At 40.7% G+C, this 11,445-nt stretch carries 12 protein-coding genes and 1 pseudogene; 2 read left to right on the plus strand and 11 right to left on the minus strand.

Annotation, left to right across the window (positions count from 1 at the left end):
* Nucleotides 1-54 precede the first annotated feature (54 nt).
* The 8 genes from QNH17_RS26010 to QNH17_RS26045 form a co-directional block, all read right to left on the minus strand.
* The gene (locus tag QNH17_RS26010) at nt 55-1,200 is read right to left on the minus strand and encodes an ABC transporter permease (RefSeq protein WP_283876071.1); all 1,146 of its coding nucleotides are present in this window, start codon (nt 1,198-1,200) and stop codon (nt 55-57) included.
* Nucleotides 1,200-2,312 (minus strand): ABC transporter permease, encoded by a 1,113-nt coding sequence (locus QNH17_RS26015; RefSeq protein WP_283876072.1) that lies wholly within the window; start codon nt 2,310-2,312, stop codon nt 1,200-1,202. The genes QNH17_RS26010 and QNH17_RS26015 overlap by 1 nt, the downstream gene beginning before the upstream one ends.
* A gap of 12 nt (nt 2,313-2,324) precedes the next feature.
* Complete coding sequence (locus QNH17_RS26020) at nt 2,325-3,263, minus strand: ABC transporter ATP-binding protein (protein WP_283876074.1); 939 nt, start codon at nt 3,261-3,263, stop codon at nt 2,325-2,327.
* 186 nt (nt 3,264-3,449) lie between these two features.
* Entirely contained in the window at nt 3,450-4,583 is a 1,134-nt protein-coding gene (locus QNH17_RS26025; protein ID WP_283876075.1) for a sensor histidine kinase, read from the minus strand.
* Between the two features lies 1 nt (nt 4,584).
* A complete protein-coding gene (locus tag QNH17_RS26030) occupies nt 4,585-5,226 on the minus strand; it encodes a response regulator (RefSeq protein WP_283876077.1) in 642 nt (213 codons plus the stop codon).
* A gap of 238 nt (nt 5,227-5,464) precedes the next feature.
* Complete coding sequence (locus tag QNH17_RS26035; protein WP_283876079.1) at nt 5,465-5,629, minus strand: aspartyl-phosphate phosphatase Spo0E family protein; 165 nt, start codon at nt 5,627-5,629, stop codon at nt 5,465-5,467.
* A gap of 238 nt (nt 5,630-5,867) precedes the next feature.
* Nucleotides 5,868-6,347, minus strand: coding sequence for a hypothetical protein (locus QNH17_RS26040; RefSeq protein WP_283876081.1), 480 nt, complete (start codon nt 6,345-6,347; stop codon nt 5,868-5,870).
* A 17-nt stretch (nt 6,348-6,364) separates the two neighbouring features.
* Complete coding sequence (locus QNH17_RS26045) at nt 6,365-7,129, minus strand: hypothetical protein (RefSeq protein ID WP_283876083.1); 765 nt, start codon at nt 7,127-7,129, stop codon at nt 6,365-6,367.
* A 145-nt stretch (nt 7,130-7,274) separates the two neighbouring features.
* On the opposite strand from QNH17_RS26045, the gene QNH17_RS26050 reads away from it, so the two are divergent.
* Nucleotides 7,275-7,808, plus strand: coding sequence for an NUDIX hydrolase (locus tag QNH17_RS26050; RefSeq protein ID WP_283876085.1), 534 nt, complete (start codon nt 7,275-7,277; stop codon nt 7,806-7,808).
* A 55-nt stretch (nt 7,809-7,863) separates the two neighbouring features.
* On the opposite strand, the gene QNH17_RS26055 is transcribed toward QNH17_RS26050, so the two are convergent.
* Nucleotides 7,864-8,289, minus strand: a complete 426-nt coding sequence (locus QNH17_RS26055; protein ID WP_098574061.1) for an OsmC family protein — start codon at nt 8,287-8,289, stop codon at nt 7,864-7,866.
* A gap of 252 nt (nt 8,290-8,541) precedes the next feature.
* On the opposite strand from QNH17_RS26055, the gene QNH17_RS26060 reads away from it, so the two are divergent.
* Entirely contained in the window at nt 8,542-9,054 is a 513-nt protein-coding gene (locus tag QNH17_RS26060; protein ID WP_098574059.1) for a DoxX family protein, read from the plus strand.
* Nucleotides 9,055-9,150: 96 nt separating this feature from the next.
* Here QNH17_RS26060 and QNH17_RS26065 read toward each other — a convergent pair.
* Both QNH17_RS26065 and rbsK read right to left on the minus strand, forming a co-directional pair.
* Nucleotides 9,151-10,317: pseudogene (locus tag QNH17_RS26065) on the minus strand (MFS transporter); the annotation flags it as partial.
* Nucleotides 10,318-10,403: 86 nt separating this feature from the next.
* Nucleotides 10,404-11,336 carry a ribokinase gene (gene rbsK, locus QNH17_RS26070; protein WP_283876088.1) on the minus strand — a complete coding sequence of 311 codons (933 nt, stop codon included), beginning with the start codon at nt 11,334-11,336 and terminating at the stop codon, nt 10,404-10,406.
* Between the last annotated feature and the right edge of the window lie 109 nt (nt 11,337-11,445).

Consider the following 11,445-nt stretch of genomic DNA (forward strand, 5'->3'; position numbering starts at 1 on the left):
TATCCAAAAACAGACAAAAAAACCGCCCTTTTGAGCGGTCACATTTTAATATAACTAGACAAAATTCTGTGTCGTATGATTTCGGCTGAATCGATAAATGGCAATTAAGAAAAATGCGGCCGCAAAGGCAAATAGGATGATGACATTCAAATACAAGCTGCTCATCGCATTTCCTTCCTGCAGCTTTGTTAACGTATCCAAGGTCCAGCGCTGCGGCAGGAAATCGGCAATTTTTTGTAAGGATTTTGGCATCACTTCCACCGGCCAGAAACAGCCGGAAAGCATTACGGTCGGAGTGATAATTAAATTTTGCAGGGCAGCAGCGGCACTGCGGTTGTTGGAAAAAGAAACAATCACTAGCGAGATCCCGACTGATATTAATGAAAACAGTAACATCACAAAGGCTGCTGACCAAAACGACATGTTCATACCAATATGAAAGATTCCTTTCATGATGGTTAACGTAATAAACACCTGGATTGTCATCACAATCATGTTGACCACAATATTTGAGAAGATGTATTTCCGCGCATTAATCGGTGTCGATAATAATCGAAAATAGGTACGGCCTTCTTTTTCCAACAGGATGATCTCAGCCATATTCCCGGCTGACATTAACATGATCATGATCAAGAAGCCAATCGTTTGGTTAGTCATGTTCTTATTTTTCGAAGCGTCTTCGAGAGAATGAGTCGTTAGCTTATAGTTTCTTTGCTGAAAATCGCTATACATTTGCTCAAACGTCTGTTGATTCCCTCCCGCAACATAACTGATCGTCGCGATATTATCGATATACTGATGTAAATAAGATTTTACGTATGCGGTAATGGCAGCCCCCTTGATGGAGGTCAGTTCGATATAATCTGGCTTCCCCGCCAAAACACTATCTGCATACCCTTTTTCAAAAGTAATCACACTATCTAGTTTGCCAGAAGAGATTTTATCCTGGACCTGCCCGGTTGAAATTGTCGAAATTTCTACATTATCTAAACCCTTTAAAAAATCGATGGTATCCGTAGTAATCTCATGTTTATCCTCGTTCACAACCCCGACATGCAGGATCGCCTTTTGATCTCCGCCATAGACGAGCAGGGCAATTAAGATACCGATTAACGGCATACACAGGTACATAATAATGTTTTTCTTTTTCCGAAACGTTACTCGGAGTGTGTTCTGAATTAACCAGAGGATATCCTTCATTATAATCCCTCCCGTCGTTGCAATGAGATAATCGCTACGAGCAAGAATAGTAGCGCCCCGGTTAGATTGATGGTGAGTGCCGGAATGGCCGCCTCAAAATCATTCGTATAAATAATCTTCGTCAACGCTGTATTCATCCAAGTCAGCGGTGAGAGATCAGTAATTAATTTAAAAATACCCTCGGGATTCTCAATTTTAAAATAGGCTCCGCCAAAAAAGGACGCTAATTGAGCAAATAGCATGATAATCACTTTTGGACCCGCACTCGTTTTTGCCAAGAAACTGACGCCAATTCCCATGCTGACCGCAAACACCACTTCTGTCAGAAGCACCAGGAAGACCAAGCCTAAATGATCGCCCCAATTGGCTTTGAAAATGAGTTTGCTAAAAAGGATGACCAGAACAATACAGATGCTGTTACTGACTAGACTCCCTAGCACTTTTCCAATGAAAATTTCGCTTTTTAGAACCGGCGAAGCGATCAGCCGGTCACCCGTCTTTCGCACACGTTCACTCACAATTAACGAACTGGCCGACATTGCCCCGTACAGAATAATCATCGTCGTGATCACAATTGCGTAATAATCCATCGACCCAGGTTGTTTATCGGGAAGCAGTGAGGTCTCCTTGATATAATCAGCCGGCTTCTCACGCGTAAAGGCACTCTCCAGCTTTTCCGGTGCCACCTTTATAATTTCGGATGCGATATTGTATTGATCGACAAACGAAGCGAGCATGCCTTGTAGAATATTCCCTTCGATACTGGTCCCATTATTGATATAGAGCTGAATCCCTTGTTCGGTTACTTCCACGTAGCCATCAAAGTTACCTTGCTTTACTTCGTTTTCGCCATCAGTCGTGCCGGTTGCTTTTTTAAAATGAACCCCAGATTTTTCAACCTCGTTAATAAAATGAGGAAAAAACTCACCCTTGGTTGTATCTTTATATAAAACATCGATATCATCAACAGGGAGACTGGTCGTAAATGTGTTCGACAAAGCTGTTCCAAGGACGAGCATTAATACAATCGGAAAAGCTAACATGAAAAATAACGTTCGGGTGTCCCTGAAGTCTGTTTTAATTCCCTTCCATGCAATATTGAGTATATTCAAAGTGAATCCCCCTTATTGGTCACGCAAATTTCTACCCGTTAATGTTAAAAATACCGTCTCCAGGTTCGGGGCCTTTTCTAGTAAGGAGCGGATTTCAATCTGGCTGCTCATAAAGTGTTCAATAATTTTGTTTAAGTTATTGACCCCAGTATCTGAGTTGATTTTAATCATATTTTCATCGACGGAAACAGTTTCAACGCCATGAATGCTTTTAATTGCCGCTAGGTTCACCTTTTCAGTCGATTTGACCTCAATCCAAACATCCTTCGTATTGGTAATAATCGACTTCAACTGCTCCTTCGTACCTTCGGCAATTATTTTCCCATGATCAATGATGGCGATACGTGAACAGATTTCCTCGACTTCCTCCATGTAGTGGCTCGTGTAAATGATCGTACAGCCCATTTCATTTAACTTGCGGACCGAAGTAAGAATATAGTTCCTTGATTGCGGATCAATCCCGACCGTTGGTTCATCCATAATAATCAACTTCGGGCGGTGGGCAATCGCACATGCGATATTGAGTCGCCGTTTCATCCCGCCTGAGAAACTTTTTGGATAGCTTTTATGTTTATCCTGGAGGCCGACGAATTCAAGGGCCTCCTCGACTCTCTCATTCAGTTCGGTACCGCGGAGGCCGTAAAGTCCGGCAAAGAATTTCACGTTTTCATATGCTGTCATATCCTCATAGATCGCCAAATCCTGAGGGACCATGCCAATATTCATTTTGGCAAAGCGGCTGTATTTAGCACTATTTTTACCAAGAATATTAATCGTTCCATCATTGCTGCGGAGCAGGCCGGCAATCATATTTATCGTCGTACTTTTCCCAGCTCCATTGGCACCAAGAAACCCAAAGATCTCACCTTCAGCCACAGTTAAACTCATATTATCAACCGCAATAAAGTCAGCGAATTTTTTCGTTAGGTTCTTAATTTCTAAAACATTCATCCTCTCACCCCTAATTCGTTTATCTTCTTCCAGTATATAGAAAAAGAATGAACGCGCATAAGTGCAATCGTTCATTCTTTTCATATGAGAATATTCATATTTTCAGCGTGAGATGCTCATAAGGTGAAACTTCAATCAGTGGGGGTTTCACCATCCCCACTGATGTTAGCTGAACCAATCGGGCAGTTAGGGGACCTTATTGCCGTTAATGAGGGATGGACCCAGAGGCAGAAGCGTGGTGACGGAGAATCCATGGGTGCTGTCGACAATGATCTTTCCATTAACAGCGGCCGTCCGCTCTTCCATCCCAATTATGCCTAGACCTTTTTTGATGATCTCCGTTCCGGCCCCATTATCCTTTACTTCAACTCGAATCATCTTATTTAGGACCTTTAGATCGACCGACACTTGTCTGGCATGAGAATATTTCATGGTGTTCGTCAGTGCCTCCGTGACATTTTCATGGATGATTTTCCAATGAATCGGTGCGATGATATCTAGATTGCCTTCATTTGTGACGATCGTTTTGATTGGTTGTTTGGCGTTAAAATCATCAATCAACAGCTTCAGGCGGTGAATCCCCACTTGCTCTGTCGGCGGTTTCATATTTTTTAAGGTCAGGCGGATATTTTCAATCCCATCTTTGGAAATATTGATGGCATTTTGGAGGAGCTCGGTTGCTTTATGTTGATCTGTCTCTACCAGCCGTTTTGCCGCTTCCATTTGAAAAAGAGCACCCGTCATCGAGTGGCCAATTTTATCATGAATTTCTTGTGAAATTCGATTGCGCTCCTCTAATTTAAAAGTGTATTCTGACTGCCTTATGTATTCGCTATTTTCATGAATATGTTTGGTTAGTTTCTGGAGCTGCTTTCTCATCGAATCGATTTGAGCTTCATTTTTCATCAATTTCTCTCCATAAATGGATGTGATTGAAAAAATCATAAAAGAAACACCCGCCGCTAAGCCGTAAATCGGCTGCAGCGGTGCATTCAAATATAAGATGGGAAGCAAAGCTAGCAACAAAACGGTAAGTTTCTTGTCGATAAAACTGGCCGCCAGCTCGACTATCGTAAGTGGCAGCAGCAAACTAAACAAAGGATTTACACTTAGGTAGGCAACTGTCAAAATACCAATGGACAGGACATACAGGACCCTTTTCAGCGTGGCATTTTTTAAAATATAAATGGTAATATTGGCGCAAAAATAAACCAAAAACGCAAGGACCACCCAGGAGATATGGCTGACATTTGCTTGTGCACATTGAATCGCGATATACACAAGCAAGATCATCTTCGTAAAAATAATCCAAATCTCCATCTTAGTCGACTTTCCCGGTGAGGTAGTAAATCGCGATTTGGGTTCGGTGATCTAGACCTGTCTTTCCTAAAATAGATGTAATGTAATTCGCGACTGTCCCTTCTGAGATAAATAATTCCTTGGAGATACCTTTATTGGAATATCCCTTCGCAATCAGTGACAGGATATCACGTTCTCGTTCGGTAAACTGGGTGAGGTCAATCTTTGTTTCAGCAGCATTATTAGTGGTCGACAAATTGGACTTTATTTTTTCAAAAATGACATCCTGAAGAATGCTGTTTCCGCGGAATACACTCTTCATCGCATCCCGGATTTGTTCAGGGTCATTATTTTTTAACAAATAGCCTTTGGCTCCATTTTGGATAGCCTCAAGAATATATTCATCGTCATCAAAGGTCGTTAGAATAATCGGCTTGGTGCTTGTTTGCTCGGCAATCAGCTTCGTTGCTTCCACCCCGTTCATATTGGGCATGCGTACATCGAGTAAGGCAAGATCGACTTCATGGGCTAGACAGTAATCAACTGCCTCCTTTCCGTCACTCACGGTGTCGAGCACGGCAAATTCCTCGTAAGTAGATAAAATAATTTTTAGACCCTCTCGAATAAATGAGTTATCATCTGCGATGATGACCTTTATTTTCATACGCTAAAAACCCACTCCCTCATTTACATCATTTACCTATTATTATAGCAGGAAAAACGATAGTGATTGGATCTTATCAGACATTAAATTCATGCAGCCCATTCCCATGGATGCTCCCCGTATTAGTAGATCTCAGTAAAAAAAGCGTATAAGACCTCTCCAGAGGGCTTGTACGCTTTTTTTACGCTGGGATATTAGTGGTGGCATACTATTTTATCGGCTAAATACATCTATATACTCAAGCAGAAATCTTCGTAAATAGCCCCATTTGTAAGTTAATTAACTTATCAAGTCTTTCGCTTAGTTTTACAGTTTCCACTGAATTTAAACCTTTCGTTAGCCCCACTCTTATCATATTGTTTCTCAAATTTTCGATTTGTACAAAAAGATCGTCGTTAGTCATCATCACTAAACTCCTTAATATATGAACTATGTACTTAAAAGTTTATCAATTGAAAGCGCCTACAAGTAACTAGTTTTCGTCATCAAATATCGACAGTTTATACCATCTTCATGATGCTTATGACAATTAACCCTAAAGCGTTTTTCGGAATATGCCGAAAACTGGATTACTTTGTGCTAAAAAGTTCACTTTCTTGACACATGTTCTAGAAAAAGAAAAAAATTTGTGCCTTCGCTCCTTAAATTTTGCTAAGCTGAGGGCTAATCCCATTATTTATTCTGGTTATCCCCAAAGCAGTATTTTCCCATAAAATCTTTTCAATGGTTTCCCATTGATGTTCTTCACAGCGAATCATTAAAACAATTTCCGCTGTGATGCCCTTGTCCCCTCGCTTCTTATTTTTGACAAGGAGCATTTTGATTAAAAACCCTAAAAGTAACCCGCTGACCGCACCAATAATTCCCCAGATAATCGGACCCCATTTTAGAACATACCCGTAAATGGCACCGAGCAGCATGAAACAGGTCCCCAGCATTGCAGCACCGTCAAACATACTCAAACCATCCGCTCGATGAATCGTATCAAACAATTGTCTTGGTTCCGAACGTTTATCGAGCGGAGCAGCAAGAATCTTTTCTTTAGGGATCCCCTTTTGTTCCATCTCGGAGATAGCTAACTCAATAAATAAGGAATTCTCGAAAGTGGCTATGACATACACTTGATAACACTCACTTTCTATAGTGGAAAAATAAAGTCTTTACTTTGATACCTTTGCCGCAGATATTTTGACATTTCTTTTTCACACAATTTGTTGTGCTCAATGGCATATGCATAAGAATCATAAATAATGAAAAAGTAGATTGAAGGAAAATACAAAGCCCATTGCATATCTATTATTTCTTTGGCATGAGCAAAATTACCAGTCATCGAGGCATGGATGGCATGTGGAATATGCCCCAAATACGTGATTGCCACGGCATAAACAAAAATAAAGAACCCCGTTATGACATGATGGAGATAGAGATGACCAAGCCCAGGAAATAAAGCGGACCAAATCAACGCATTGACAGGTTTTCGTTTATCTAAAAAATTGGTGTCCCATGTTCCCATCTTCATGTGGAGAAGGGGGGCGTCTTCGCGGTCGGCCAATACATATTGCTTATTGAGATCAACGGTTGTCCGATAACTATCCCAAATACCAAACATGTACATCGCCAGATACAAAATTAGCCATCGTTGATCCAGAACGTCCTTCGCCTTCTCAAATTCACCGATTAACGTATATAAAATGCCAAGATTCACTTTCGCTTTTTCGTTAATAAACGTCTCCCAAAGAATAAGAATATAGCCAACCATGTAGCGATGCAGCATGATATGTCCAAATCCAGGATAGGAAAACGAAAAAAAAGCGGCAATCCAGGGATTCTTTAAATGTAATTGTCCAGTGGTAAATTGGGAAAGATAAGATCTTTGCCTGCGAAACGGAGGTATTTGATTCACTTGTTGTACTTTCCTCCTTAAAAAACATATGTCTCGGCTAGTGTTTACAAATAATGGGATAATTATCCGTGCGGGCTAGAATTAGCCAATTACCAAAAAGAGTGTACAATAGGTTTATGTTAATGAAAGGTTGGGATGAAGGAAGATGGTTTGGAAGATTAGTAGTTCGAAGAAAGAACAAGTGGACCGTTTTGGTGTAGTGATTGAAAAGGTTATTGTCCCGAACGGGGAGGAAAGGAACTTCTCCTATTTAGATTTTGCAAAGGGCGTCTGTATCCTTCCCATCACGGCGGATAAGGAAATCATTTGCCTAAAACAATATCGCCATGCGATTAAAAGCTGGGAATGGGAACTACCCGCTGGAATGATTGACAACGAAAGCGATGCTCCCATCGAAACTGCGAAAAAAGAGTTGGAAGAAGAGACCGGTAATACAGCTGACTATTGGCTCGATTTAGGCAGTTTTTATCCGTCACCAGGCTCTACAAGCGAGGAAATTTATTTATTTGCAGCCACCGGCCTTAACGCTACGGAGCAACGACTGGAAACCAGCGAACAAATTGAATTACATAAATTGACGATGCAAGAAGTGAAAACCTTAATTGAAAAAGGCGAATTCAAGCATGGCGCAGGGCTTGCTGCGGTATTGAGATATATGTTGATTACGGATAATCGGTAATTAATTATTATGAATAAGAAGTAACAACCAATTAGCTGTTACTTCTTATTTTATGTTATATCGCCTTTTCCCCTTTAACCCCATTGATCGAATAGCTTACGGTGATCTCTGCATTTAAGGAATGGGAGACGGAACAGTATTTGTCTTTCGACAATTGTATCGCCCGGACCACCTTATCTTCAGGCAGCTCTCCGTCTAACGCATAATGAATATTAATCGTCGTAAAACGCTTCGGATGCTCCTCGGCCCGTTCTCCTTTGACATCCATTTGAAATGCGGAAGGTTCAAGGCGCATTTTGTTCAGGATTGAGATAATATCAATCCCCGTGCAGCCGGCAACCGCCTGCAACAGCAGTTCCGTCGGCCTTGGACCTGAATTCTCCCCGCCAACTTCAGGTGCTGCATCCATAATAAATTCATGCCCGGTTGGGGAGACCCCCGAAAAAGCCATTTTCCCTTTCCAGTTTATTGATAAGTCCATACACATCCCCCTTTCATTAATTTATTTTTACCCATGAATCACTTCCTTATTTTACATTTTTTCAAGGTGAACGATTAGCAGTTTTGATTATTTATTTTGCTAATACATTCGATCATATCCATTAATAGGGATATTGGTCTATCCTATCGAAAAAACTTAGTACTTTTCACTTGTTGACTAAGGTATTCGTTTAAACGATAATGATAATCGTTATCACTGATAATAATTATCAATTATTTGGAGGAGGGTATTATGTTTATTCAATTTTTAAAGGAAAACCGTTATGTATCACCGCTGCTTACAATTCTTCGTCTCTATCTAGGTTGGCAGTGGTTAAATGCTGGTTGGGGAAAAATCTCTAGTGGAAAATTTGATGCCAGCGGCTTTATGTTTGGAGCAATTAAAAATATGTCTGGTGAACACCCTGCTGTTCAACCTTGGTGGGGGAATTTTTTAAAAGATGTAGCATTACCATACGTCGATCTTTTTAATATATTAGTTCCTTGGGGCGAATTTTTAGTAGGTCTCGGATTAATTTTGGGTATTTTCACGTCATTTTCTATTCTTATGGGTCTTACAATGAACTTTGCTTATATGTTCTCTGGAACCACCAGTACAAATCCTCAAATGGTTTTACTAGGAATGTTTATTTTAATTGCTGGAATAAATGCTGGAAGAATTGGATTGGATCGCTGGTCCATACCATTGTTGAGAAGAGTATTATTAAAAAAAACAGACAAAGAACAATTTCCCCAAAGTGCTTAAAGTTTTATGAAGATAATCTGCTTATTAAATTAACCCGCTTACATTAATTTATTAAGAAAAACCATTTCCTTATAGAATAATAGAGGTAGTTAGTTCTTAACTAACTACCTCTGATGGAGCCAGCTTTTTCTGTTTCATTACTCCAACTAAGATGGTGGCAGCTACAATAATGGAAAAGAGCGAAATAAAACTACTCGCGAAATAAACAAGATTAGGAGCAAGTCGATCTAGGAGCATCCCTCCGGCGAGGCTTCCAATGATCCCTCCGATTCCTCCAAAAACAGCAGCGAAAGTAGTTTGCGAAGTAGCTTTTACCTCATCTGAAACAATCAAGCCGATATACTCCATCGATGCCACAAAAAAGAGGGCAAACGTGACACCTTGGGTGAGTTGTAAAACACTAATAATCGTTGGGTCCTTAAAATAGCCATAAGCAACCCAACGAAGGGTAAACAATAATGTGGCAATTGTAATCAGGATCATCGGATGATATTTTCTAAATAAAAAGAACGAAATCGCAAAGATAGGTATCTCACTCAACGAAGCAAACATCCAGGCACTGCCAATTTGACCCTTAGTTGCACCGAGGTCGTTCAAATAGAGTCCTAAGATACTATCATTCAGCCGGTGAGGGATTCCTGCCAACGCGGCCACCGCCAAAAAAATAACAAACTCTTTGTTTTTGAATAATTTTTTCAGCGAACCTTTATTAACCGGTGCTGTATTCAGCTTGGTATCCTGAACAAATAATAACGCGATGATCGCAAGGATGATTAAAGCATAATAGGATAGGTCTAAATAAATAAGCCCAATCTTTTCCAACAGCAACCCGATTCCGATGGATGATACTGCAAATCCTGCCGATGACCATAACCGGATGGAACCATAGGATCTTCCTCTTTGCTTAGCATAGGAGAACGTCATACTGTCTGTCACCGGACCAACAGGGGACAGAAAAAACATGAAGCATGTCATTAACGCAATATTCATGACGAAACTATCAGACATAAATAGCCCCCAACTTATTAACAAGGAAACAGTGAGCAGAATAAGCAGCACTGATTTAGCACTTTTTCTTTTATCACAGATATACCCCCAAATTGGCTGGGCAATTAGGGAAATAAATGGCCCAGTCGAGAAAATAATCCCCACCTCCGTGTTGGTAAACCCTTTACCAATTAAAAAGAGCGGCAGAAATCCAACAATGATGGCGACTGTGCATCCAAACGCAAAATTGAAGCCTGACAATGAAAACATTTTTACATCCCCCCTTTTTTCCGAAAAGAAAAGGAACTAGCGTTTTAGTTCCTTTTCCTATACTGGCTACTCCCATTGAAAATGCTCTGCATTTACTGATCGATGCCTTCCTTATTCACTTCTAAAAACTCAGTAATTTCTTTCTGCGCGGGAATCGAATGTTGAGCTCCCTCCCGTGTAACAGTGATCGCTGATGCAGCAGTAGCGAACAATAGGGCGTCCTTCGTATCCTTTCCGGATGCTTTAGCGGATGCAAAAGCACCGATAAACGTGTCTCCGGCTGCGGTTGTATCTATTGCGTTCACTTTGAATCCATTTGTGATAATCTTTCCTTCATTCCTAGAATAATAGTGCGAGCCTTGCTCGCCAAGCGTTAAAATGACTGACTCTACTCCTTTTTCAATCAACAAGTTAATCCCCCGCTCTTGCTCCTTCTCTGTGTCAACACGTATACCAGTGACCACTTCAATTTCGGTTTCATTTAAAATAAGAAAATCAATGAACTGAAAAACATCAATAGGAATCTCCAAAGCTGGGGCAGGATTGAAATACGTCTGGACATTACGCCGCGCGGCTTCTTTTAAAACGAATAAGGTGGTTGCTAACGGTACCTCATTTTGTAATAAAAGAATATTCGCCTCTTCTAATAACTGTAATCTCTCTTCTACATCTTTTATCGAGAGTTTTCCATTCGAGCCTTCCGATAAGATAATCGTATTTTCTCCAGACTCGTCGACGGTGATAAAGGCCATTCCTGATGTTCCTTCTTTTTTAATAATTTCACTTGTATCGACATTCGATTTCTCTAATGAAGAAACTAACTCCAAACTAAACGGATCTTTCCCAACGGCCCCCAGCATCTTCACATGGCCGCCTGCCAATGATGCAGCGACCGCCTGATTGGCGCCTTTCCCTCCAGGTGCATACATCGTCCCTAAACCTTTAATCGTTTCACCTGGAAGCGGGTGCTTTACAACCCGATTAACAATATCCATATTTATACTTCCAACGACGAGAATATTCATTGTTATCCGCCCCATTTTAAAAAGATACACCCGGTATAGCTCGAGTCACGCTTATATCTGATTAACATGGAAAGAGACCCTCTCAAACCAGGTCTCTTTCCCTTTTTAT

The sequence above is a fragment of the Neobacillus sp. SuZ13 genome (assembly GCF_030123365.1).
Taxonomy (GTDB): domain Bacteria; phylum Bacillota; class Bacilli; order Bacillales; family Cytobacillaceae; genus Neobacillus.